At 65.9% G+C, this 22,727-nt stretch carries 20 protein-coding genes; 7 read left to right on the top strand and 13 right to left on the bottom strand.

The genetic code is table 11. From position 1 onward, the window contains the following. Positions 1-27 precede the first annotated feature (27 nt). From ACLMAJ_RS05610 to ACLMAJ_RS05590, 5 genes are all read right to left on the bottom strand, one after another. Complete coding sequence (locus ACLMAJ_RS05610) at positions 28-915, bottom strand: VOC family protein (protein ID WP_412012392.1); 888 nt, start codon at positions 913-915, stop codon at positions 28-30. Positions 916-928: 13 nt separating this feature from the next. Then, positions 929-1,891 (bottom strand): 2Fe-2S iron-sulfur cluster-binding protein, encoded by a 963-nt coding sequence (locus tag ACLMAJ_RS05605; RefSeq protein ID WP_412012521.1) that lies wholly within the window; start codon positions 1,889-1,891, stop codon positions 929-931. A 59-nt stretch (positions 1,892-1,950) separates the two neighbouring features. Next, complete coding sequence (locus ACLMAJ_RS05600; RefSeq protein ID WP_412012391.1) at positions 1,951-2,178, bottom strand: hypothetical protein; 228 nt, start codon at positions 2,176-2,178, stop codon at positions 1,951-1,953. An 11-nt stretch (positions 2,179-2,189) separates the two neighbouring features. Continuing rightward, positions 2,190-3,332 carry a 3-ketosteroid-9-alpha-monooxygenase, oxygenase component gene (locus ACLMAJ_RS05595; RefSeq protein WP_412012390.1) on the bottom strand — a complete coding sequence of 381 codons (1,143 nt, stop codon included), beginning with the start codon at positions 3,330-3,332 and terminating at the stop codon, positions 2,190-2,192. A gap of 172 nt (positions 3,333-3,504) precedes the next feature. Then, positions 3,505-3,999, bottom strand: coding sequence for a flavin reductase family protein (locus tag ACLMAJ_RS05590; protein WP_412012389.1), 495 nt, complete (start codon positions 3,997-3,999; stop codon positions 3,505-3,507). Between the two features lie 349 nt (positions 4,000-4,348). Between ACLMAJ_RS05590 and ACLMAJ_RS05585 the strand changes: the two genes are divergently transcribed. After that, positions 4,349-5,086, top strand: coding sequence for an IclR family transcriptional regulator (locus tag ACLMAJ_RS05585; RefSeq protein ID WP_412012388.1), 738 nt, complete (start codon positions 4,349-4,351; stop codon positions 5,084-5,086). 144 nt (positions 5,087-5,230) lie between these two features. On the opposite strand, the gene ACLMAJ_RS05580 is transcribed toward ACLMAJ_RS05585, so the two are convergent. Beyond that, the gene (locus tag ACLMAJ_RS05580; RefSeq protein WP_412012387.1) at positions 5,231-6,865 is read right to left on the bottom strand and encodes an MFS transporter; all 1,635 of its coding nucleotides are present in this window, start codon (positions 6,863-6,865) and stop codon (positions 5,231-5,233) included. A gap of 150 nt (positions 6,866-7,015) precedes the next feature. Here ACLMAJ_RS05580 and ACLMAJ_RS05575 point away from each other — a divergent pair, with 150 nt between their 5' ends. The 3 genes from ACLMAJ_RS05575 to ACLMAJ_RS05565 all read left to right on the top strand — a co-directional run bounded on the left by ACLMAJ_RS05575 (position 7,016) and on the right by ACLMAJ_RS05565 (position 10,107). After that, complete coding sequence (locus tag ACLMAJ_RS05575; RefSeq protein WP_412012386.1) at positions 7,016-7,639, top strand: PadR family transcriptional regulator; 624 nt, start codon at positions 7,016-7,018, stop codon at positions 7,637-7,639. An 87-nt stretch (positions 7,640-7,726) separates the two neighbouring features. Then, entirely contained in the window at positions 7,727-8,980 is a 1,254-nt protein-coding gene (locus tag ACLMAJ_RS05570) for a bifunctional 3,4-dihydroxy-2-butanone-4-phosphate synthase/GTP cyclohydrolase II (RefSeq protein WP_412012385.1), read from the top strand. A gap of 371 nt (positions 8,981-9,351) precedes the next feature. Further along, the gene (locus tag ACLMAJ_RS05565) at positions 9,352-10,107 is read left to right on the top strand and encodes an expansin EXLX1 family cellulose-binding protein (protein WP_412012384.1); all 756 of its coding nucleotides are present in this window, start codon (positions 9,352-9,354) and stop codon (positions 10,105-10,107) included. Positions 10,108-10,127: 20 nt separating this feature from the next. On the opposite strand, the gene ACLMAJ_RS05560 is transcribed toward ACLMAJ_RS05565, so the two are convergent. Beyond that, positions 10,128-11,819, bottom strand: a complete 1,692-nt coding sequence (locus tag ACLMAJ_RS05560) for an FAD-binding dehydrogenase (RefSeq protein ID WP_412012383.1) — start codon at positions 11,817-11,819, stop codon at positions 10,128-10,130. Then, positions 11,816-12,478 carry a TetR/AcrR family transcriptional regulator gene (locus ACLMAJ_RS05555; protein ID WP_412012382.1) on the bottom strand — a complete coding sequence of 221 codons (663 nt, stop codon included), beginning with the start codon at positions 12,476-12,478 and terminating at the stop codon, positions 11,816-11,818. The genes ACLMAJ_RS05560 and ACLMAJ_RS05555 overlap by 4 nt, the downstream gene beginning before the upstream one ends. A gap of 547 nt (positions 12,479-13,025) precedes the next feature. Here ACLMAJ_RS05555 and ACLMAJ_RS05550 point away from each other — a divergent pair. Next, on the top strand, positions 13,026-13,688 hold the full coding sequence (locus ACLMAJ_RS05550) for a cutinase family protein (RefSeq protein ID WP_412012381.1): 663 nt from the start codon (positions 13,026-13,028) through the stop codon (positions 13,686-13,688). Between the two features lie 76 nt (positions 13,689-13,764). On the opposite strand, the gene ACLMAJ_RS05545 is transcribed toward ACLMAJ_RS05550, so the two are convergent. Both ACLMAJ_RS05545 and ACLMAJ_RS05540 read right to left on the bottom strand, forming a co-directional pair. Next, the gene (locus ACLMAJ_RS05545; RefSeq protein ID WP_412012380.1) at positions 13,765-15,798 is read right to left on the bottom strand and encodes an SDR family oxidoreductase; all 2,034 of its coding nucleotides are present in this window, start codon (positions 15,796-15,798) and stop codon (positions 13,765-13,767) included. Positions 15,799-16,136: 338 nt separating this feature from the next. Next, positions 16,137-17,843 (bottom strand): bifunctional metallophosphatase/5'-nucleotidase, encoded by a 1,707-nt coding sequence (locus tag ACLMAJ_RS05540; protein ID WP_412012379.1) that lies wholly within the window; start codon positions 17,841-17,843, stop codon positions 16,137-16,139. A 73-nt stretch (positions 17,844-17,916) separates the two neighbouring features. On the opposite strand from ACLMAJ_RS05540, the gene ACLMAJ_RS05535 reads away from it, so the two are divergent. Both ACLMAJ_RS05535 and ACLMAJ_RS05530 read left to right on the top strand, forming a co-directional pair. Next, on the top strand, positions 17,917-18,189 hold the full coding sequence (locus ACLMAJ_RS05535; RefSeq protein ID WP_412012378.1) for a hypothetical protein: 273 nt from the start codon (positions 17,917-17,919) through the stop codon (positions 18,187-18,189). Beyond that, the gene (locus tag ACLMAJ_RS05530; protein ID WP_412012377.1) at positions 18,186-18,593 is read left to right on the top strand and encodes a hypothetical protein; all 408 of its coding nucleotides are present in this window, start codon (positions 18,186-18,188) and stop codon (positions 18,591-18,593) included. The genes ACLMAJ_RS05535 and ACLMAJ_RS05530 overlap by 4 nt, the downstream gene beginning before the upstream one ends. A 99-nt stretch (positions 18,594-18,692) precedes the next feature. On the opposite strand, the gene ACLMAJ_RS05525 is transcribed toward ACLMAJ_RS05530, so the two are convergent. The 3 genes from ACLMAJ_RS05525 to ACLMAJ_RS05515 form a co-directional block, all read right to left on the bottom strand. Next, a complete protein-coding gene (locus tag ACLMAJ_RS05525) occupies positions 18,693-19,808 on the bottom strand; it encodes a glycosyltransferase (RefSeq protein ID WP_412012376.1) in 1,116 nt (371 codons plus the stop codon). Positions 19,809-19,916: 108 nt separating this feature from the next. Beyond that, a complete protein-coding gene (locus tag ACLMAJ_RS05520; protein ID WP_412012375.1) occupies positions 19,917-21,284 on the bottom strand; it encodes a glutamate-1-semialdehyde 2,1-aminomutase in 1,368 nt (455 codons plus the stop codon). Positions 21,285-21,362: 78 nt separating this feature from the next. After that, entirely contained in the window at positions 21,363-22,727 is a 1,365-nt protein-coding gene (locus ACLMAJ_RS05515; RefSeq protein ID WP_412012374.1) for a GNAT family N-acetyltransferase, read from the bottom strand.

The following is a 22,727-nucleotide window of genomic DNA, read 5'->3' as shown; positions in this document are numbered from 1 at the left end:
CAGCGCCATCACCAGCGGTTCCCCGGTTCAGCTTCGATCCCAGTCGTGACCCCAGTAGCTGTCGGCGGTCATTTCCTCTGCGGTGTAAGTGGTTTCGTCCACCAGCGCACCCTCGGTGCCGAACTCCAGATCCCAGCTGCCCGGGGTGCGGACGTAGAAGGAGATCATCTTGTCGTTGGTGTGCCTGCCCAGCGTCGAGGACAGGTGATATCCGGCCTTGTTCACCCGATCCAGCGCGCGGCCGACGTCGTCGAGGCGGTCGACCTCGACCATGATGTGCACCAGTCCCGAGCCCTCCTTGCCGCCGGAGGGGATCAGCGCGAGGCTGTGATGGCGCTGATTGACGCCGAGGAAACGGATGCGCATCGGCCCGTACTCCGGCGGTGTCGGCAGGCGGAACGCGCCGCGTGGTAGGAAGCCGAGAACATCGGTGTAGAAGCGGAAGGCGACATCCAGGTCGGGGACCGGCAGCACCGCGTGGCCGAGACCGAGGCCGTCGGTGACGAATCGGTTGCCGTGCTTGCCGACGACTGGGCTGTGGTCGAGGACCGGGCCGTGGAAGACCTCGACGGTAGTACCGGAGGGATCGACGAAGGTGATCGCCGCTTCGACGCTGCGCGCGTCCGCCTCCGCGACCGTCAGTGCGGTTACCGCGATTCCGGCCTTCTGCACGGCTTCACGCGCCTCGGACAGTGCTCGATGGTCGCGAACCTCCCAGCCGATGGCCAGCACCTTGTCGGTGTCGCCCGGCACCAGGACCATGCGCGCGACGCGCTCGTCCATGCGCAGATAGATCGCGTCGGGGTCGGGGCCCGATCCCTCGGCGAACCCGATCACGTCGAAGGCGAAGGTGCGCCAGGCATCCGGGTCGGCGACCGCGACCTTCACATATCCGAGCGAGCTGATGGCAGTCATGGGGTCGTTCTCCTCATTCGTAGGTGATCCGGACCGAGTCGGTGACCGGCACCGCCTGGCAGGCCAGCACGTAGCCCTCGTCCAGGTCTTGCTGTTCCAGTACGTCGTTGCGCAGCAGTTTCACTTCGCCGTCGACGACACGGCAGACGCAGGCACTGCACGCGCCTTCACGGCAGGAGTAGGGCGCAGCCACGCCACGGACCAGCAGCAGGTCGAGCAGCATCGCGCTGCGTGGCCACGCGAATTCATGTGTGTCACCATCGAACTCGACCTCGACGGTGGCGCAATCCGCGGTGTCCGGTGTGTCGATCACCGCCTGCGCGAAGGGGTCGCCCGACAGTGAGACGAACTTTTCGACGTGCACCCGTTCGCGGTCGACACCGAGGTCGCGCGCTGCTGTTACGACAGCATCCATGAAAGGGACTGGGCCGCAGACGAAGATCTCTCGGTCCGACCACGGAGCGATGAGATCGGTCAGCGAGCGCGCGGCAGGTAGGCCCTGCACCGACTCCAGCCAGTGCAGTATCACCAGTCGATGGGGGTATTCGGCCGCAAGCGCGCGCAGTTCGTCGGCGAAGATCACCGACTCCTCATCGCGGTTGGCGTAGATAAGCGTGCAGCGCCCATTGCCTTGCGCCAGTATGGATTTCAGAATCGAAAGCACCGGGGTGATCCCGCTGCCCGCCGCGAAAAGCAATAGGTCGGTGTCGAGGGATTCGGGGATGAACACGCCCGCAGGGGGCAGGCTGTCGATGATCATTCCCGCGTTGGCGTTGTCGCACAACCAGTTCGATCCATATCCGTCGGCGATCCTCTTGACGGTGACCTTCAGCGGCCCACCCTCGTGCGGTGCGCTGGACAGTGAGTAGGAGCGAGCCACCGAACCCGTTCGGTCGCTGGGAATCCGCAGTGTCAGGAACTGGCCGGGACGATAGGGCAGTGGCTCACCTGATTCTGCGACCAGTTCCAGCGACATCGCATCCCGGGTTTCGGCGACCACCCCGACCACCCGCAATGCCACCGCGACACCGGGATTCACAACAGGTCCCGATCTCGGGTGCTCAGCCCTACCACTCCCGCGGTGACGGCACTCTCGATGCCCGCGCGCAAGGCTGCGCACCCGCGGACGGGCCCGCCGCCGTTGTCGGCGAGTTCGGCGCAGTTCTTCGCGGTGGCCGCGTTCCACTGCACGCTGGTGTGCGCCGGGCTGAATTTGACTACCTGAACCCGGTTTCCGCAGGTCCGGCAGGTGATGGAGTCCATGACCGTGCCGTTCAGACGCCGCGCTGGGCGGCCAGGTTCTCGGCGACCTCCGCCTCCCACGCGGAAACCGCGCGGGAGGTGTCGACCTCGAACTCGAAGCGGTCGGTCATCTTGTCCTCGACCTCGGCGATATCCCGGTAGAACTGCTCGTACCAGCGGCGCAGCTGATAGACCGGCCCGTCCTCCTCGCACAACAACGGATTGTCGATGCGGGTCTTGCGCTGCCAGATCGCGACGTCTTGTTCGAAGCCACGGCCGAGTCCACCCGCGAACCGCACTGCCATCGCGTCGGCTTCCTCGGGGGACAGGCCTGGCAGTTTCTTGACGATCGCGCCGTACTGGAGCACGAACTTGGTGGGCGAGACCGGGTAGTGGCAGTTGATGAGCACAGATTCGACGCTCTGCCCGTTCGAGGCACTGATCAGGTGGTCGATCATGTAGGACGGCCCATAGTAGTGGGCCTCGGACTGCAGTTCGTTCTTGCCGCCCGTCTCCTTGGCGGTCTCGCCCTGTACATCATCGCGTCCGATCGAGGTCATGTACTGACTGGCGATGTGGCCTTCGAAGACGTTCTTGAAATAGGTGGGGAAGGCGAAGTGCACGTAGAAGAAGTGCGCCATATCGACGACGTTGTCGATGACCTCGCGGCAGTTCGCGCCGTCGATGACGATCTCGTTCCAGGTCCAGTCGCTCCATTCGTCGCTGAACGCGCCGTCGATGCGGGGGATGGTGATGTCTTGGGGCGGTGGGTTGCCCTCTGGGTCGTTCCATACGAACAGCTGCTTGTTCTGCTCGAGGGTCACCCATGACTTGGTGCGGGCCAGCGGTGGCACCCGGCGGCCGTAGGGAATGGCGGCGCAGCGGCCGCTGCCCTTCCATCGCCAATCGTGGAATGGGCAGGCCAGAGTGTCGCCCTTGATGGTGCCGTCACCGAGGTTGCCACCCATGTGCCTGCAGTACGCGTCGAGCACGCTGAGGGTGCCGTCCGAGGCCGCGAATACCACCAGTTCGGTGCCGAAAGCGGTGATGGTGTGCGGCTTTCCGTCACGGAAGCGCTCGGCGATGCCGAGGCAGTGCCATCCGCGGGCATATCGGGCCGGCGGTGCGCCCGTATCGATCACGCGCACCTGATCGTCGGTGTTCGCGAGGCTCATGATGTCGGTTCCTCCACGGTCGTCGTTGTTTCGATAGTTCGGTGGGGCGGCCGTCGTCGGAAGGCGTGGTCCCACTGATCGGACGCTTTTGCCCGAGGCCGTTGCGCAGCGCTCGAACGCTGGTAAGCGGCGTGTCTCCGCTCGGCCTGGTCCGCGCTTCACTCATGAGCGCCTAGGGACGGGCGGGGTCCGCGGTGCTCAGCAGGCGCTCGAATCCGGAGCGGTAGAACAGCAGTGGGTCCGCATCGTGCCCCTCGCCGAGTTCGGTCACATTGCCGATGACGATGGTGTGGTCGCCGCCGTCGAGTTCACCGGCCAGCGTGCAATCGATCCAGGCGATGGTGCCCGCGAGCAGGGGCGAGCCGTTGGGCGACAAACTCCACTCGAGACCGGCGAACTTGTCCGCTCCGCTGCGACCGAGCTGTTTGCACACGTTTTGCTGGTCGGCGGCAAGGACGTTGACGCAGAATCGTTCGGCCACGCGAATCCGCGGCCAGGTAGTGGAGGTGCGCGCGGGAAACAATGCCACCGCGGGCGGATCCAGCGAGAGTGCGGAAAACGATTGGCAGGCGAACCCGATCGGTTCGTCGCCGTCGAGTGCGGTGATCGCGGTGACTCCGGTGCAGAACCGGCCGAGGACGGCCTTGAAGTCGAGGGCGACGGCCATGGTGCTCCTAGTTTCGACTAGAAATATTCCGTTTCGTCATAAAGGAAACCGGCGACCTCGGATGCCTGTCAATAACGGATTCCGACCACCGAGAAGATCCGTAGCGGTCTACGTAGTTTCCGGGATTCCCTCTGGCCTTCGCGGCGGCAATGTGATGGGAGGCACAACGCGATATGCCGAAAATGGACATGCCTAATCGAAATACTTCTAAGCTAGAGAAGCTACACAGTGGAGGTGAGCCATGACGGTCGAGGTGATGACCCACCCCGAGTCCGAAGAGCAGTGGTCGGGAGCAAATCCCACTACAGCGCGGACCAACAATCAACCACCGGTTTCGATGATCGAGCGAATGACGCTGATCCTAGATGCTTTCGACGGTTCGACGCCGGTCCTGACGCTGCTCGGTCTGGCCGAGCGCACCGGGCTGCCCCGTTCGACCGTGCACCGCATTCTGGACCAGATGATCCGGCTGCGCTGGCTCGCGCACGCACCCGGCGGCTACCGGCTCGGGCTGCGGCCGTTCGAACTGGGCGGACTTGCCGCCGACCACAACGAGATTCGCGATGTGGTGAGCCCACTGCTGCACGATCTCTCGCAGCGAACCGGCATGGTCGGGCACCTCGGCGTGCTCGACGGGCGCGAGGTGCTCTTCCTGGACAAGGCGGGCGGCCGCTTCACCGCGAGCATCCCGACCCGCCTCGGCGGTCGGATGCCCGCGCACAGCACCGGCCTCGGCAAGGCGCTGTTGGCGACCCTGGAACCGAGCATCGTCGAAGCCTCCTTCCGAGACCGACTACCTCAACTGACGCCCCGAACGATCTGTGACAAAGCGGAATTGCACCGCGAATTGACCCGGATCCGGCACCGCCAGGGTGTCTCCGTCGACAACGAGGAGTCTGTCGCCGGCATCGCCTGCGTCGCGGTCCCCATCCGGGGCCGTGGCGCCGCGGTGGGCGCGCTGTCGCTCTCGGGCCAAATCGGCGCCGACCGACCGGCTCTCGACACCGCCCGCCTGGCTCGGGTACTTGTCGAGGTTTCCCACGAGGCCGCCCGCGCCTTGTTTCCCCGGCACGCCCGCTGGCGGTAGCCGGTTCCCGTGGCAACGGGGTGAAGCGCCGGACTGGAGGCCGCCCGCCTCGGCCGCCAAGTCCGGCGAACGGGACATGACTGCGGCAACGTGCGAGAAGTTGCTCTGTCATGTCCCGTTCGCCGGGTGTAGCGAGGGGGCCTTTCAGTAGGCGGTGCCGCCGGTGGCGGGAGTGCGGCCGTGGCGCATGACGACCGCGATGATCAGGGCGACGAGGGCGGCGGCCGCGGCGAACCAGAAGCCCATTTCGTAGCCGTGGTCGGCGAAGACCTGGGGGATGACGCTGCCCTGTGGGGGTTGGCCTGCCACGCTGACCTGGGCGGTGATGGGGCTGGCGTTGAGGTAGGCGGTGACGATGGCCAGGCCGACGGCGACGCCCATGGATTGCATGACACCGAGCATGCCGAGGCTGATGCCCTGCTGTTCCTGGGGGACCGCTTCGACCATCAGGATAGGCATGGAGGCGTAGTAGAAGCCGAAGCCGATGCCGAATGCCGCACTGACCCAAAGGAATACGACCCAGGTGTGGGGAAGGACGGCGTAACAGACGCCCGCTCCCGCGAACAGCGCGAGGGCGAACACCAGGGGGATGCGGGCGCCGATCTTGCGGGCGAGCACACCTGCCGCCGCGCCGCAGATCATGGCGAGCACGGCTTGCAGCAGCGCGATGCGTATCGCGAATTCGAGGAGGGTGAAACCGTTTCCGTAGCTGTAGCCGGGGTCGAGGGCTACCTGGACCGCGGCGGCGGGCATCGGCTGCCCGGTCTGCTGCTGGATCTGTGCGAGCGTCGCCTGCTGGACGCCGGCCACGACCGTATCGGAGTCCGGGGACTGTGTCATGTAGCCCAGGGCATAGGACTGGACGCCGATCAGGAACGACGCGAACAGCGCACCACCGAGTACCAGCGTCACGCGGGGATGGAACAGTAGTTTCATATCCATGATCGGGCGGGCGACGTTCAGCTCCACCACCACGAACAGCACGAGCAGCGCGATGCCGCCGAACAACCAGGCCAGCGTCAGCGGCTTGCTCCAACCCCAATCCTGGCCCTTGTCCAGGTAGATCAGCGTGAGCCCGGCACCGGCCGACAGCAGCAGCGCGCCTAGCACATCGATCCGCTCCTTGACCCGGAGCTTGGACTCGGGCACGACCATCCACACCAGCGGAAGCATCAGCAGCGTGAATCCGGCCAGCACCCAGAAGATGGCGCGCCAGCTGTAGTTGTCGACGAGGTAACCGCCGAGCAGCGGTCCGCCGATCGCGGAGAATCCGAGACCGGTTGCGGTGACACCGAGTCCGAGCGGAACGTACTTGCGCGGCATCAGATCTCGGATCAGGCCATAGGCGATCACCGCCGTCGCGATGGCGGTGGCCTGAAGGCCGCGGCCGATCAGGAAGATCGCCCAGCTGTCGGTGACGGCGCAGAGCACGCAGCCGATCATGAACAGCACGCCGCAGACGAGGAACATCCGCTTCTTGCCCCAGACATCGCTCATTTTCCCGATCAGCGGGGACGCGGCGGCGCCGATCAGGCCGAAAACGATGATCGCCCAGTTGATATTGGCGCCGACGCTGGGGAAGGTCGGCGCGATCTTCTGCAGCGCGGCGGCGACGATGGTGTACTGCATCGGCGCTACCTCGGTGAACAGCACGATGACCGCGAGGACGGTGAAGATCCTGGCACGCGACGCGCCGTCGAGCCTGCCGGTGTCGACATCGGATTCAACTGTGCTGCCAGGGCTTTCGGTAGCGGAAGGGTCTTTGGAAATGGTGGACATCGGCCACGCTCCGGTGTTTCGGGAACTACGTTCGGATACGCAGGAGTTGCGTGTTGTGAAACCTGTCACAGGGTCGGGGCATCCGGATCACCCGAATCCCGCTCAACGAGATGTTTCACCCGAAATATGCCTAAGCGATATAGTCCTAGTGTGACCGCTGCCAAGCCTGCCTCTGTGGAGGCCGGGATTCTCGATCTGCCCACGACCAGCTGGGCCGTGCTCGGAATGCTCTCGCACGCCGACGAGCTCTCCGGCTACGACTTGAAGAAGTGGGCCGATTGGAGCCTGCAATTCTTCTACTGGAGCCCGTCGTTCAGTCAGATCTACGCCGAGCTCAAACGCCTGGAAAAGCACGGCTACGCCACCTCGCGCACCGTCCTGCAGGACGATGGCGTGCGCGGTAAAAGGATGTACGCGATCACCGACAGCGGCCGCGCGGCGGCTTCGCACTGGGTGAACCACGCGCCGGTGGAAGCGCCGGTGCTCAAGCACAGCGTGATGCTGCGCGCCTGGCTCGGCCACCTCGCCGAGCCGGAGCGGCTGCGTGGCATTCTCACCGAGCACATCGGCTACGCCGAGAAGATGCGCAAGCTGGCCGAGGTCGATGCCGAGGGTGCCGACGAGAATCCCGACTGGGCCTACCCTGGCGCCGTGCTGCGGTGGTGCGTGCGCCACTACGAAGCCGAGCGCGACCTGGCGAAGGAACTGCTCGCCGACGTCGACAGGCTCGCCATCGAGCATTCTCCGAAAGCCAAGGGCAAGCGCGGTTCCTGAGGAGGGCCCCTACGGTGGTCCGCTGAGCGGGACACTCACTTCCTATGACTGGCAGGTATATATCTACTAGTCATATAGGAGGTGCTCATGGGTACCGGATTCGTGCGGCAGCGCTCGTTGGACTCGATCGATACGGCGCTCGCCGCGCTCGCGGCGGGTGGCATGGTGGTGGTTGTCGACGACGAAAACCGGGAGAACGAAGGCGATCTGGTGCTCGCCGCCGAATCGGCGACGACGCAGACGATCGCCTTCATGGTTCGCCACACCAGTGGCGTGCTGTGTGCGCCGATGGCGAGCGCCGACCTCGATCGGCTCCGACTGCCGCCGATGATGTCGGTCAACGAGGATCCCAAGGGCACCGCCTACACGGTGTCGGTAGACGCGGCTTCCGGTGTGACGACAGGTATCTCGGCCGCCGATCGGGCACACACCGTGCGGGCGCTCGCCGATCCGAACACCGAACCGGGTCAGCTGACACGGCCGGGGCACGTGTTCCCGCTGCGCGCACATCCCAGCGGTGTGCTCGGCCGCGCAGGACATACCGAGGCCGCCGTCGATCTGACCAGGCTCGCCGGGCTGGCGCCGGCCGGTGTCATCGCCGAGATCGTGCTCGACGACGGATCGATGGCGCGGCTGCCCGACCTGCTCGACTTCGCCGATACCCATGGCCTGCCGATCATTTCGATCGCCGACCTGATCGACTACCGCCGCCGCGTCGAGCACACGCTGACCCGGATCGTCGAGACAAGGTTACCAACGAGGTTCGGTGAGTTCCGGTTGGTCGGCTACCGCGACGACATCACGGGAACCGAAACCCTCGCACTGATTTTCGGAACGCCGCGCCCCGATTCCGCACTGGTGCGGTTGCATTCGGAATGCCTCACCGGTGACGCGCTCGGCTCACTGCGCTGCGATTGTGGCGATCAGCTCGACGCCTCCATGCGCGCGATGGCGGCGGAGGGTAGTGGCGTTGTCGTGTATCTGCGCGGCCAGGAAGGTCGCGGCATCGGACTGCTGAACAAGCTGCGGGCCTACGAGTTACAGGATCACGGTGCGGATACCGTCGAAGCCGATCTCGCGCTCGGATTGCCAGTGGATGCCCGTGGGTATGCGGCGGGTGCGCAGGTGCTCGCCGACCTCGGCCTCCGGTCGGTGCGGCTGCTGAGCAATAATCCGGCCAAGGCGGCCGGATTGGTGGCGCACGGCATCGCGGTGGTGCGCAGGCTGCCGTTGCAGACGACGCCGACCGAACACAACATCCGGTACCTGCGCGCCAAGCGGGACCGGATGGACCGTCAGCTTTCCGAGGTCGACTCGGTCCGAGAACGGGCGACATCGTAAACGTCGGTGCTCCGGATCTTTTCCGGCTCGCCTCGCTGTCGCTGAGGTGAATGCTGGCTATTTGCGGCGAGATTGCCGAACAATCGTGGTTTCACCACGAAGATTTTCGTTCGAGACACACATTGCCGTTTCAACTGCTTTCCTGATGCAGTCAGGATGGACAGTCCGTGAGCGGGGTGAGCCGGAAGCCGGGGACAGCGGTGCACCGAATACCTATCAGGCAAGTACATTTCCGCTCGGGTCGACTATGGTCGGCCGCCGGGGCGGTGGTGGCGGTTGTCGGGCTGGCGGTCTGGGCCGCGCGGCCGGATCCCGCGTCGTGCGAAGCCTCGCACACCGTCGGCCAGAACCCCACGACGATGCGAATACCGTTGGCTACCAATAGTTCCAAGGTCGCGGCTCGCCACACTCCGTCGCCTCCGGATCCCAGTGTGCCAGGTCAGGCGCGGTACTACTCGTTCAGTCAGGGTGTGGCTTGCTCCTTCCCCGACCTACCTCTCGACGGCTTCTATGTCGGGGTGTCGACGCAGGAGTACCGCACCGCCGACCTATGCGGCGCGTACCTCGATGTGCACGGTCCACGCGGCGATGTGCGGGCACTCATCGCCGATCGTTGTCCCGGATGCGCTCCGGGGCAACTGGATCTGAGCACCGACGCCTTCGAGCAGATCGCCGAACAGTCCGACGGTGTCGCGCAGATCGGCTATTCGGTTGTCCGCGACCCGGATCCGGCGCCTGAGCTGGTCTATGAGGTGAAGCCGGATTCTTCCGCGCAGTGGTTGGCGATCCTGGTGAGTGGAACGGGTAATCCGATCCAGCGTGTCGCGATCCGGCCGAGCACGGGTGGGCGCTGGCAGGAACTCAACCGCCGGATGGACAACTTCTGGACGATCTCCGGCGCGGGACCAGGACCTTTCTCCGCCAGAGTCGTGGATGTGTACGGACATCAGGTCGAGGTGTCGGGCATCTCGCTGGAACCCGGGCAGCGACACACCGGCGCGCGGCTCTACTCCGTCGAACTGGTACCGACACCAGCGACCGTCGCGGCACCGACCGCGGCGGCCCCGGTGCCGACCACGGCCCTGGCCGAGCAGATACCGGGCCGGGTTGCGGGCTGCCGGCCCTGATCGAAGAGGAAGTGTTGCGGTCAGGCGAGTTTCGCGGCCAGTGCGCGACCGGCGGCCCGGCCGGAGAAGATGCAGCCGCCGAGGAAGGTGCCCTCGAGTGCGTTATAGCCGTGCATACCGCCACCGCCGAACCCGGCGACCTCACCCGCGGCGTACAGGCCGGGCAGCGCCGTTCCGTCCTCGCGCATCACCTGCGAGTCGAGATTGGTCTGTAGGCCGCCGAGGGTCTTGCGGGTAAGGATGTTCAGCCGCACCGCGATCAACGGTCCGTGCGCGGGATCGAGGATGCGGTGCGGTTTTGCCACCCGGCCCGCCTTGTCACCAAAGTATCGACGCGCGTTGGCGATTGCCATCAGCTGGGCGTCTTTGGAGAACTTGTTGGTCAGCTCGCGGTCGCGGGCGACGATCTGGCGTTCCAGGGCGTTCTGGTCCAGCTGCGGTCCGCGCGCGATCTTGTTCATGCCCTCGACAAGTTCGCCAAGGTTGTCGGCGACCACGAAATCGATGCCGTGCTGCTTGAAGGCCTCGACCGGTCCCGGTGCGCCCTTGGCCACTCGACTCTGGAGGGTGAGCTTGAGGTCTTTGCCGGTGATGTCCGGGTTCTGTTCGGAACCCGAGAGCGCGAACTCCTTCTCGATGATCGATTGGGTGAGCACGAACCAGGAGTAGTCGTGGCCGGAGGCCAGGATCTCCTTCATGGTTGCGTTGGTATCGAAACCAGGAAAACACGGTGCGGGCAGCCGCTTTCCGTTGGCGTCGAACCACAGCGACGAGGGTCCGGGAATGATCCGGATCGCGTGGTCGGGCCAGATCGGATCCCAGTTGATGATGCCCTCGGTGTAGTGCCACATGCGGTCGCGGTTGACGATCGCGCCGCCGGCGGACTCCGAGATCCCGAGCATTCGGCCGTCCACGTGCGCGGGTACGCCGGAGATGAGGGTTTCGGGGCAGGGGCCGAGCCGTTCGGTCGGCCAGTTGCGGCGGATCAGTTCATGATTGTGCCCGATACCGCCGGAGGTGACGATCACGGCTTTCGCGCGGAACTCGAAGTCGCCGACCACCTTTCGCGAGGATTCTTTGCCACGCTCCAGGTCGGTGTCCTCGAGCACGCTACCGCGCACGCCGACAACCGCGCCGTCCTCCACGATGAGCTCATCGACCCGGTGGCGGAAACCGAAGCCGACAAGGCCGCGTTGCTCGCCGTCGAGGACCGGCTCCTGGAAGACCCGGACTACCTCGGGACCGGTGCCCCAGGTCAGATGGAAGCGTGGTACCGAATTGCCGTGGCCATCGGCGAAGGCGCCGCCGCGTTCGGCCCAGCCGACCAGTGGTGTCACACGTAAACCCAAGTCGCGCAGGTAGTCCCGCTTCTCCGTTGCGGCGAATTGGACGTAGGCCCGCGCCCACTGGCGAGCCCAGTGATCCTCGGTATCGCGGTCGAAGCCCGCTGAGCCGAGCCAGTCCTGCATGGCCAACTCGTAGGAGTCCTTGATGCCGAGGCGACGCTGCTCCGGGGAGTCGACGAAGAACAGGCCACCGAGCGACCAGAATGCCTGCCCGCCCAGATTGTTGCGGTTCTCCTGGTCCAGCACGTGCACCTTGCGGCCCGCCTTGACCAGTTCGTGTGTCGCTACCAGACCGGCCAGGCCGGCGCCGACGACGATAACGTCTGCCTCTTGCGCGAATTCGGGACTGCGGTCGGCCATGTTCATCCTTTGGTTGCGTGGCTGGGGTCGGTGGTGGTGCGGCTGTAGGCCAGTACGACGTGGCACAAGAGCTCGGTGCGTCGACGGCGCACCCGGCGACTGCGTGGTTCCATCAGGACCTGCACGGCGGTGCCGTCGTGCACGGCGACGAGAGCTTGGCCGAGTGCCGCCGGTTCTGGGACGGTGCGCCCGACGCGGGCCAGTGCGGCAACGACGGTCGGCATAAGTGCCGCGCCGATCGCCTCTTCGCGGGCGGCCATGACCTGCCGCAGCGCCGGATTGCGCAACGCGTGGGTGGTGAACTCGGCGGTGATGCGGTACCAGGCCTCCTCGATCGGCACCGCTCGATCGAGGCGTTCGATTGCCGCGCGCAGGTCGGTCACACCGTCGACCGGGAAGCCGTCGAGGGTGGCGCGGACATCGGCGAGCATGGCCGCGGACCGCTGTTCCCACATGGCGAGGAACAGTTCGTCGAGCGAGGAGAAGTTGGAGTAGAACGCACCACGGGTGAATCCCGCTCGGTCGCAGACTCGCTCCACCGTCGATCGCCCGAAGCCGTCCTCGGCGAACACCTCGTAGGCGGCCTCGAGCAGGCGGTTTCTGGTCTCGGTGCGTCGTCGGGTGACTCGGCGAGCTGGGGTCGCCGCAGCGCTGGACGATGCCAAGGCAGACCTCCTCTGGGGGACCGGCTGCCCGGTCCAATGGATACATGAATGTATTCAATACAGAAATGTATCAGAACGGGTGTCGCGGAGTCGGGAAACCGGGTAGGAAGGGTCGGGCGCGCCCCTCGCGATGCTCCTTACCCGCGGCGCCGGTAGCGCTCGATCATGGCTCGGGTGCTGAACGGTCAGCGGCACCTGTTCCAGGAGCGGAAAATTTGCTCGATGACTGCGGACCCCCACGCTGTCGCGCGTGAATTCCATGCGCTCGCAAGCGAATGTCGCATACACCTGCCCCTGCGGGGGTACTCCCCGGATACGGCGGATCGCGTCTTGGCGGATCTTGCGCGCGAGCGTGTCACCAGCGCAGCGGTTCTCGTAACTCCCGCGAGACCAGCAAGGACACGATTGTGCGGTAACTCGGTATCGCTCGAGTACGGTTGCTCGACGAGACCGCCGGTCCTTCTTACCATCGGGTATATAGCCGAGCAATTGTCACTGACAATCGTCAGATTCTTGGCTCCTCACAACGGCGTGAGAGGTGATCACGATGGTCAATCGGAAGGTTTCTCTGTTCGAAAGGTGGCGTGCGGCGCGGATATTCGCGGTGCTGTTGCTCGGGGTCGGAGTCACGGCCACAACGAATCTGGGAATGCAGGCACACGCGGATGACTGTGCGGCGGTCGATGTGGTCGTCGCCAGGGGCACTCACGAGCCGGGATTCCTCGGCGCGACCATCGGCGATCCACTGTATGACACACTCCAGCAAGCGCTTCCGGTGAGCGCGGGCGCGTACCGCGTGAATTACCCTGCGGACCTGCTCGATGCCGCATCGCTGTCGCGCGGAACCCAGGATATGACCAACCACGTTATCCAGCAGTCCGAGGCCTGCCCGGATCAGCGGTTCATTCTTGTCGGCTACTCGCAGGGCGCGGCGGTCGTGCACGGTGTCCTCGGCACCGGCATCGTCACCGCACTGCCCGGCATCTACCCGCTGCCGGGCGAGTTGCAGTGGAAGGTGTCCTCGGTGCTGTTGTTCGGCGACCCGATACGACTGATCGGATGGGGAGTTCCCGGCCAATTCGGTTGGCGGACAGCGAATTACTGTGCGGGCGGCGATCCGGTGTGCGGCGGCGGAATTGATCCGACCCAGCACTCGAACTACGGCTGGGCCATGTGGCCTGCTGCCTGGTTCGCGGCAAGCCAGGTATAAACCCGCCGGGAAATCCGCGCGGCGGGGCCGATATCGGGTCGGCCCCGCCGCCGGTGTGTCCGGAACCGGGCGATTGTTACCAGTGCAGGCCGGGGATCACCCGTGCCACCCGCGCGGCAGGGCTCGGTAGCGCCATCAGCGGGAGCAGTACCGGCGCGAGGGCCAGCAGGGCGCTGCGCTCTGGCTTCGGTGCCGGTGTGCTCTTGTCGGGCGCGGCGGGGACCAGGGCGGGAACACCTTGTGCCGCATGGGATTCGCCGAAAAAGCGGAAACCCTGGTGCATGATGGAGCGTTTGACCGCCGGCATCAGCAGCTCGACCGCCTGGGCGAAGGTGCCGACGGGGGTATCGATGCGGTCGGGCCGGTCGGTCAGCGCTCGTACGACGATGGCGGCGGCCTGGTCCGGGTCGGGGACCGGCAGCGAGCGGTAGAGGTCGGTGGGTGCGATCATCGCGGTGCGTACCAACGGCATCCGTACCGAGGTGAAAGTGATTCCGGCGTCGTGGTTTTCGACGGCGGCGATCTCGCTGAAGTTGTCGAGGGCCGACTTGCTCGCCACATAGGCGGCGAAGCGCGGCACCTTGGTCTGCACAGCGATCGAGGAGATATTGACGACATGCCCGAAGCGCCGCGCCCGCATCGAGGGGAGCAGGGCGAGAATGAGCCGGACCGCGCCGAAGTAGTTGACCGCCATGGTTCGTTCGAAATCGTGCATGCGATCGGTGGAATTGAGCACCGAACGGCGGATCGAGCGACCCGCATTGTTCACCAGGTAGTCGACATGACCGTGGTCGGCGAGCAGTGTGGAGACCAGCGTTTCGACGGCCTCGGAATCGGTGATGTCGCACGGATAGGCGTAGGCCGCACCCCCTTCGGCGCCGATGGCGGTGGCGGCGGCGATCAGATCCTCACGACCGCGGGCGACCATGAGGACCGTGGCGCCGCGCCTGGCCACGGCATGCGCGGTGGCCAGGCCGATGCCCGACGACGCGCCGGTGATCAGCACGGTGCGCCCGGCGAATGGGTCACCGCTTCCCGTTACGTGGTCGCGGTTCGGGTCGAGGTTCTCGCGCCAGTACGCCCACAGTCGCTCGGCGTAGCTGTCGAACGACGGCACCGACAAACCACTGCCGCGCAAATGGGCGCGAGTGGAGTCGGAGATGAACTCGGCGGAGAACGACGTGTGCGGTGCGACGGCGGCCGGAATACCCAGCTGCTCCAACAGGAAATCGCGTGCGGCGGGAACGCCGGGCAGGTGAGCGAGGCCGCTCAGCGCGAGCCCGCTGCCCGGTATCGTGCCGATCCCGGCGGGCGCGCCCGCTGCCGTCGCGAGCGCGGCATATATATCACCGAAAGGCTGCGGTTCGGGGTTGACCAGGTGGAAGGTGCGTCCGTCGAGGCCGTTTCGGCGCACGAGTTCGACCATGGCGGCAGCGACGTAGTCGACAGGGACGATGTTCGTCGCACCGAGATCGGGTAGCGGCAGCGGCAGGTCGGTGGGCAGGGAACCGAGCTTGGCGATGGCGGGGAAGAAATAGTAAGGACCGTCGATCTTGTCCATCTCACCGGTGCGGGAATCGCCGACAACGATGGCAGGCCGGTAGACCCGCCAGCGCACGTCGTGCGATTCGCGCACGAGTCGCTCGGCCGCGAACTTGGTGCGGTGATACGGCGAGGTGAGTCGTTGGCCGAGGTCGAAATCCTCCTCGAAGAACTTGCCCTTGTGATCGCCTGCGACGGCGACCGAGGAGACGTGGTGCAGGACCGCGCCGAGCTCGCGGGCAAGCGTGAGTACCGACTGGGTGCCCGCGACGTTGGCCGCGTGCGCGGTGTCCTCGTCGGCGGTCATGTCGTAGACGGCGCCGAGGTGGATGATGTGATCGGCCTGTGGCGCGTCCTTGTCGAGTCCGAGCCTGGGCGCGGTGAGATCGCCGACCAGCGCGAAGACGCGCTCACCGCCGTGCCAGCCTTCGGCGAGTTCGGTGAACTTCGCCAGCGACGCGGCGCGCACCAGAACGTGCACAATGGCGTCGGAATCCGCGTCGAGGAGTCCCTGAACGACCCGGCGGCCCAGAAAACCGGTACCACCGGTCACGATGTATGTGGTCATCGCATTCTCCTGCTCTTATTCGAACTAAGTTGTCGGACAACGCTCATCCGGCATGCGGCAGTGAATGCGGAATTCGATTATCAGGCCCCCGAGTAATAATGGTCGGGCCGAAGTAGGAACATCTTCGTCCTTTACTGATGAGTAACTTTAAGCGGCTCGGTGCGGTCGCGGCAAGCCGTCGGGCCTCGCGCGGCCTGTGGGGTTGGTCACCGTATGTGCAGGTCAAAGGGTGTGTGTTACATAGAATTTCAGTTACCTGGAGTAATGACTGGTCATTCGTCCAAATTAACCCGGGCACTGTGATCGACCGCCAACGCAGGGTCCTGATGCATTGCGCGCTACCGTTTTTCGGCGCGCGCGGGTGGTGCTTGCAGCGGTGGGCGGCCCTTTGCGAACGCCTCGAACGCGTCGAGGTCGATGGGGCCGACGGCCTTGTCGGTGCCCTCGGTGAAGACCGCGAAGCCGTCGCCGCCCCCGGCCAGGAAGCTGTTTGTGGTGATTCGATAGGTGGCGACCTGGTTGAGAGGCTGTCCCGCGATGCGGACGCTGGCGGCGACGACCTTGCCGCCCTTGGGCGCGGAGGCCACATAGGTGTAGGTGAGTCCGGAGGGCGACAGCACTGTGGGCTTGCTGGGGTTGTCCCACTGCTGTTCCAGTAGGCGCAGTATCTGGCTGCCGGTGAGGGTGACCGTGACGACCTGGTTGCCGAACGGTTGGACGGTGTAGATGTCGCCGTAGGTGATCTCGCCGGACTTCAGGTCCGCGCGCACGCCGCCGGGGTTCATCACCGCCGCAACCGCTGCGGCGGGCGCGGCCGTGGTGGCCGCGAGCATCGCGTCGGCGACGATATCGCCGAGCGGCGATTCGCCGGAGGCCGCCGGTTCGTGTGTGAGGTTCTGCGCTGCCGCGCCGACCACCCTGGCCGCTCGGGGTTTGGCCTGATCGGCATAGAAATCGACGAGGTCCGTGCTGGTCGGGTCCGGGGTGACCTCCCGGGTCACCACCCGATTCACCGCCGAAGCCTGCACCTCGCCACCGCCGAATTTCAGGGTGATGTCGGTGATCAGCCGACCGTAGGAGGCGGCCTGGGTCAGGACCTTGCCCTCGATCGTGCATACATACGGCTGATGAGTGTGCCCGGTGACCAGCGCCCGTACGGCGGGGTCGGTGCCGGTGGCCAGCGCGGCGACCTCGGGGGAGATGTTCGCGCAGCCGTTGTAGTCGACCGCGGCGTCGGGCGCCGCCTTCTGGACGCCGCCGTCGTGCAGCAGCGCCACGATGGTTTCGGCGCCCGCCGCCTTCATCTCGGGCACGTAAGCGTTGATCGCGGCCACCTGATCACCGAACTTGTACCCCCGAATGCCTTCGGGGAAAACGATATTGGCGGTATCGGGTGTGACGGTACCGACCACACCGATCCGATGGCCGCCGACCTCGAGCATGGTCCACGGGCGCAAGGGTTGTGGCAGCTTGCCCTGGGCGTCGGTGACATTCGCGGCGAGGTACGGGAACTTCGCCCCGGTGAACGGCGCGCCGGGGGCGCAGCCGTCCGGTGCGCAGCCGCCCCGCTGAATGCGGGCCAATTCGAGGACACCGTGATCGAATTCGTGATTGCCGACCGAGGATGCGGCAAGCCCGATGGAGTTCAGGAAGGAGATCGTCGGTTCGTCGCGGAACAGACCCGACATCAGCGGACTCGCCCCGATATTGTCACCCGCCGCGACGACGGCACTGGCCGGATAGGCCTTCTTCAGCCGCGCCAAATGGGTGGCAAGGTACGCGGCCCCACCCGCGTCGTGGCCTGCGATCTTTCCGGTCGATCCGGTCGGCGGCTGGAGGTTGCCGTGTAGGTCGTTCAGTCCGAATAGATGCACCTCGTCCGGCAGTGCGTTGCTGAGGTCATCGGTCGAGATCAGTGGAATAACCCCGGACACGGTGGAGGTTGTAGGCCCGTCGCCGGGTTGGGTGCCTGCGCCACAACCCGCCACCAGCATGACGCTCACGAACCCGGCGATGACTACGGCGATGCGACCGTGCGCTCTCATGACCGAGACTTTCCCATGTCACCGCCGGATATGCACCCGCTGTTCGCACGCCATATCCGAGTACACTTCCGATATGGCGAGAGAGCGTAAAACTCGGAAGGTGACGGTCACGGTCCCCGAGGAAATCGCCGTGACCCTGGATAGATGGCGTGAGGGCGGCCGGATCGAGTCGGTATCCCAGTTCGTCGCCGAGTCGGTCCAGCAGCGGATGGACCGCGCGCAGTCGGTCGCCACCATCGAGCGCGTCTACGGCGGCAAGCCACCGCTGGAAATGATCAATCACGGTCGCCGACTACTGGGCTTACCGCCCCTGACCGAGGATGAGTACGCGGCCGGCGCCGCGTGAACCCCGCAACCCTGACCGGGGTCGTCCTCGACCTCGGCGCGGTCCTCGGCTGGTGTAGACGTGACCCCTATCCACACGCGATCGCATGGGCCACAGCAGGTTCCGGCAACACGATCGTCGTCCCCGCCACCGTGCTCGCCGCGGCACGAGCACTCGTGCCAGCCGATCAACTCGACATTCTCGCCGCACTGCTCGGCATGCCGCACACCATCGTCCCGGCCCTGGACCTGCGCATCGCCGCCGAAGTCGGCGGTCTGCTCGCCGAGCACCCCGACGCCGACACCCTCGTCCCGGCCGCGCACGCCGTGCACGAGGCCATCTCCCGCAACTGGTCCGTGCTGACCGACCGTGCGACGGTACTGCGAGGGCTGCACGCGGAAGTTCAGGCCGACCCTATTCCATAGGCGCCCTGGTGTGGAGGGCCCGGCGAAGTCCAGGATTCGCGCCGCCCTGCAACACCTCGGAACCGACCTCTCCGACCGATAGCGCCGGGGTCGCCGTTGTTACGGGTGATCGGTGACGGCGGCGACCGTTTCGGCGATGTTGGCGCGGAAAGCGCTGGGGGAGAAGGATATCGCGTGGTCGCGGATGGCGGTGGGGTCGAAGGCGGTCGGGTCGAAGGTGCGCATTGCCTCGGCCATGGTTTCGATGACGTGCTCGTCGGTGCCGTGTTCGACGTGCGCACCGGTGACGCCGGGCAGCACGGTGTCCATGGCGCCACCCTGGCCGACGGCGAGAACCGGTGTACCGCAAGCCATTGCCTCGACAGGGACAATTCCGAAATCCTCGATGCCCGGCATGAGCAACGCCCTGCAGCGCCGGTAGGTGTCGAGTAGAACGTTGAAGGATGTGGCGCCGAGGAAGGTGGTTTCGGGGCCGGCGACGGCATCGAGTTGGGCACGGAAACGGCCGTCGCCGAGGATGACGAGGCGCACCCCGGCACGCTGCGCGGCGCGGATGGCGAGGTCGGGACGCTTGTAGGGGACCAGGCGACCCGCGAAGAGGAAGAAATCTTCCCTAGGGATCGCGGGATCCGGTGTGAACTGCTCGACCTGCACCGGTGGGTTGATCACCGTGGCGGGCAGGCCCCACCAGTCCTGGATACGGTCGGCGACCGCGTGCGAGTTGGCGACGATGTGGGTGAGGTGCGGGGCCGCGCGCAGTTCCGCGCGGCGGGCGAGCTGCCCGAGGACGGTGAGTGCCGCCTGGCCCGCGCGACCACCGGCCTCCTGTGCACGGAACTCGGCGTCCCAGGCCCAGCGAGCCGGGCTGTGGACGTAGACGATTGTCGGTGCGTCCGTGGCGAATACGGCTTGGGTGGCGAAGGAATGGTGGCTGATGAGGACGGCGTCGAACCCCGCGCGCAGCGGTAGGCCGCGAAGGGCCCGGGGTACGAAGGGGAGTAGCGGGGCGTGCGAGCGCCCGCCGGTGGCTGTGTAGGCGCGGCTGAGCCAGGTGTCGTGCACCGTTTTCAGCGGCGGTCGAACTCCACTCGGTTCCACGATCGGTGCGAATACTTCGGCGTGCGGCCATGTTTCGACGAATTCGCCGACTACGGCCTCGGAGCCGCCGAATTCGGTGAAACGTTCGTGCACGATCGCGATTCGGGGCTCGTTCATCCGACGGCATATTCGGCGATATGTGTGCGTGGGTGGAAGCCGTCGTCGCGGCGGCGATGGATCATTCGACATCCTGTCGGAGCATGGGGGTGGAATCAGTAGGGGAATTCATGTCGGGTCGATCCTGCGGGGCGCGGAGTGTCTGCGCAGTGCGGGCGCGACCGGGCGGCCTTCGAGCAGTCCGTCGACGCCGCCCTGTTCGATTGCCTTGCGATAGACCGATGCCGCTTCGCGACAGGCGCCGACGGTGTGTGCGATATCTGCGTCGGTATGCGCCGCGGAGGTGACGAAGGACTGGCCGAGGACGCCGTGTTCGAGAAGTTCCTGAAGCAACAGCGTGCGAAACCCTTGGGAGGGACGGCCATCGGCATCGCGGGTGACGAAGATCAGGCAGGAGGGGCGGCCCAGAACCTGAAGGTAGTCGCCGATGCCGAGCTCGGCGGCGACCGCATTGACGCCGTCGGCGAGCAGTTGCCCGGCGTGTTCCATACGGGCGACCGGGTCGCCGGTGGTGTATTCGTGGACGACGGCGCGGAAAGCGGCCAACGACCCTGATTCCGGGCCGTGTGTGGTGGACAGCAGAAACACACGTTCGTGTTCGGTGCGCAGTCCACCGAGTTCCATGAATTCCCGTTTGCCCGCCAGCGCCGAGATGGGGAAGCCGTTGCCCATGGCTTTGCCCCAGCACGACAGGTCGGGGCGGACGCCGTACACCGCTTGCGCGCCACCGGCCGACCAGCGGAAACCGGTGATCATCTCGTCGAAGATGAGCAGGGTGCCGTAGCGGTCGCACAGGTCGCGAACGCCCTGCAGGAAGCCGGGTTCCGGTTCGGCGAGCGCGGTGGCGGCCTCCATCACGACGGCGGCGACGGCGCCGGTATCGAGCACGGCGGCGACCGACGGCAGGTCGTTGTACCGGAATTTCATGGTGCCCGCCGAGGCGTCGGGCGGGATGCCGCTGTCCATCGGTGTGGTTCCGATGAACCAGTCGTCCACCGAAAAGAACGGCTGATCGCACATCGCGATCACGGTGCGCCCGGTGGCCGCACGGGCCAGGCGCACCGCTGCCGTTGTCGCGTCGGAGCCGTTCTTGGCGAACTTCACCATGTCCGCGCCCGGCACCAGAGACAGGAAGTCTTGCGCGGCAAGCACTTCCAGTTCGGTCGGGCGGCTGAAGCTGACACCGTCGGCGATCGCGGCGGTGACGGCGTCGAGCACCGGTCGGTACCCGTGCCCGAGTGTGACCGAACGCAGTCCCATCCCGTACTCGACATACCAGTTGCCATCGGCGTCCCACACCCTCGCGCCGCTGCCGCGGACCAGGATCGGCGCCATGAACTCGGGATACTGATCGGCCCCGCGCGCATAGGTGTGGGCACCGCCGGGCACCAGATCGTGCAGGCGGGACTGCAGTTCATTGCTGCGGGTGAAGGATCGGCGATCGGCCGACGGGTTGCTACCCGAGAGGTGGACCATGATCGGCTCCCGATGGGTCGTCAGGCACGCACAGAAAGCCGTCGGCACGATCTGCTTGCGTGCGATGGAATCTCGAAATCACTGTACGTCCGGTTCTGGGACTTGTCCCCGCGAAGACTGGTCGGCTGCTGTGGTGACCGCCCACAGGTCGTGATCGGCCCGGCGGCCGGTGGCGCCGACATAGGAGTGCATCCGCCCCTCGCGAATCATGCCGACGCGCGCGGCGACTTCTGCGGCGTTGTGATCGTCGAGCTCGATGGCCGTTTCGATCCGGCACAGGCCGAGTTCGGCGAAGGCGTAGTCGAGCAGCAGTTGGGTGGCCGCGAGCCGGGTCTGTTCGTCGCAGGTGGTGTCGGCCCATACGAACATTTTGGCGTTGTGGTCGAACATGTCGAGATCGAAAAGCCTGCCTTCACCGCGGTACCCGCTGTCCACCTCGATAGCCAGCACCAGTCCGCCCGAGGACGGCAAACCGGTTCGGGCCCTGAGCAGTTCACGCCACCAGCGGAAACGGGAGTGTTGTGCGGCCCAGGCTGCCTCCGGTTCGCCCGGTCGTGGGTCGAGTCTGCCCCGGCTGTGCAAGCGCGCTGCGCACCACTGCGCCCAGTCCGCACTCCTGCGGCTGCGCAGCACCAGTGCCGGATGCTCGGCGTCGGTGAGCCGGATGGGTTTCGGCGTCCGCAGCGGATCCATCATGTGCAGTGTCCGGCCCGCGTAATACCTGGCGGTGGCGACGAGCACCGTGGTAAGCGGCACCGGCGCGTTCTCGGAAATGCTCGGGACCTCCGGCGGCATCGGCATCGCCGACTGTTCGGTGTCGTAGCGGTCGATCCAGCGTGCGGTGAAGCCGTTCGGCGGGACCGCCTCCCGGGTGATCGCCCACAGCTCGTGGTCGCGCCGTGCGCCGCCGACATCGAAATAGCGAGTCATCATCGCCTCGCGTCGGAAACCCATCAGTGCGGCGCCGCGGGAAGTGGCGATGTTCGCGGGCGAGATCGGTGCGGTGATCCGTTGCAGGCGCGCCACGTCGAAAGCGAAGTCCAGCATCAGCGACGCCGCGAGCCCGCCGAAACCGTGCCTGGCCACGTCGGCATCCACCCACAATCCCATTTCGGCCGATCCGGTGCCTGATTCGACCGAGACGAGCTCGATCTGCCCGGCGAAGCGGCCGTCGATCTCGATCACCGTCGGCAGCCGCCGACCCGCGCGTGCCTGCGCGCGGACCATGAGACATTCACGGACCCACTGCTTTCCGCTGTGCCGGTCGTTCCAGTCCAGCGGCGAACTTGTCCAGAAGGGCTCGATGGAGTGCTGGTCGCGCAACCGTATCCGCCGCCACTGTGCGTAGTCGCCGATCCGGGGTGGCCGCAGCACGACGGTAGCGCCGTGGAGAATGGCAGGGCCCAGCCGGATTCCGGACAACGCGGGTCGGTGATCGGTCAC

It is taken from the genome of Nocardia arseniciresistens, assembly GCF_046764875.1.
Taxonomy (GTDB): Bacteria; Actinomycetota; Actinomycetes; order Mycobacteriales; family Mycobacteriaceae; genus Nocardia; species Nocardia arseniciresistens.
This window is presented reverse-complemented; position numbering and strand designations above follow the sequence as displayed.

What these genes read in the sequence shown, in the direction of transcription:
- ACLMAJ_RS05570 (WP_412012385.1), top strand. Translation starts at nt 7,727, where the DNA reads ATGGGTACCGGATTCGTGCGGCAGCGCTCGTTGGACTCGATCGATACG.
- ACLMAJ_RS05560 (WP_412012383.1), bottom strand. Translation starts at nt 11,819, where the DNA reads ATGAACATGGCCGACCGCAGTCCCGAATTCGCGCAAGAGGCAGACGTT.
- ACLMAJ_RS05545 (WP_412012380.1), bottom strand. Translation starts at nt 15,798, where the DNA reads ATGACCACATACATCGTGACCGGTGGTACCGGTTTTCTGGGCCGCCGG.
- ACLMAJ_RS05585 (WP_412012388.1), top strand. Translation starts at nt 4,349, where the DNA reads ATGACGCTGATCCTAGATGCTTTCGACGGTTCGACGCCGGTCCTGACG.
- ACLMAJ_RS05550 (WP_412012381.1), top strand. Translation starts at nt 13,026, where the DNA reads ATGGTCAATCGGAAGGTTTCTCTGTTCGAAAGGTGGCGTGCGGCGCGG.
- ACLMAJ_RS05520 (WP_412012375.1), bottom strand. Translation starts at nt 21,284, where the DNA reads ATGGTCCACCTCTCGGGTAGCAACCCGTCGGCCGATCGCCGATCCTTC.
- ACLMAJ_RS05590 (WP_412012389.1), bottom strand. Translation starts at nt 3,999, where the DNA reads ATGGCCGTCGCCCTCGACTTCAAGGCCGTCCTCGGCCGGTTCTGCACC.
- ACLMAJ_RS05595 (WP_412012390.1), bottom strand. Translation starts at nt 3,332, where the DNA reads ATGAGCCTCGCGAACACCGACGATCAGGTGCGCGTGATCGATACGGGC.
- ACLMAJ_RS05540 (WP_412012379.1), bottom strand. Translation starts at nt 17,843, where the DNA reads ATGAGAGCGCACGGTCGCATCGCCGTAGTCATCGCCGGGTTCGTGAGC.
- ACLMAJ_RS05605 (WP_412012521.1), bottom strand. Translation starts at nt 1,891, where the DNA reads ATGTCGCTGGAACTGGTCGCAGAATCAGGTGAGCCACTGCCCTATCGT.
- ACLMAJ_RS05610 (WP_412012392.1), bottom strand. Translation starts at nt 915, where the DNA reads ATGACTGCCATCAGCTCGCTCGGATATGTGAAGGTCGCGGTCGCCGAC.
- ACLMAJ_RS05600 (WP_412012391.1), bottom strand. Translation starts at nt 2,178, where the DNA reads ATGGACTCCATCACCTGCCGGACCTGCGGAAACCGGGTTCAGGTAGTC.
- ACLMAJ_RS05535 (WP_412012378.1), top strand. Translation starts at nt 17,917, where the DNA reads ATGGCGAGAGAGCGTAAAACTCGGAAGGTGACGGTCACGGTCCCCGAG.
- ACLMAJ_RS05525 (WP_412012376.1), bottom strand. Translation starts at nt 19,808, where the DNA reads ATGAACGAGCCCCGAATCGCGATCGTGCACGAACGTTTCACCGAATTC.
- ACLMAJ_RS05580 (WP_412012387.1), bottom strand. Translation starts at nt 6,865, where the DNA reads ATGTCCACCATTTCCAAAGACCCTTCCGCTACCGAAAGCCCTGGCAGC.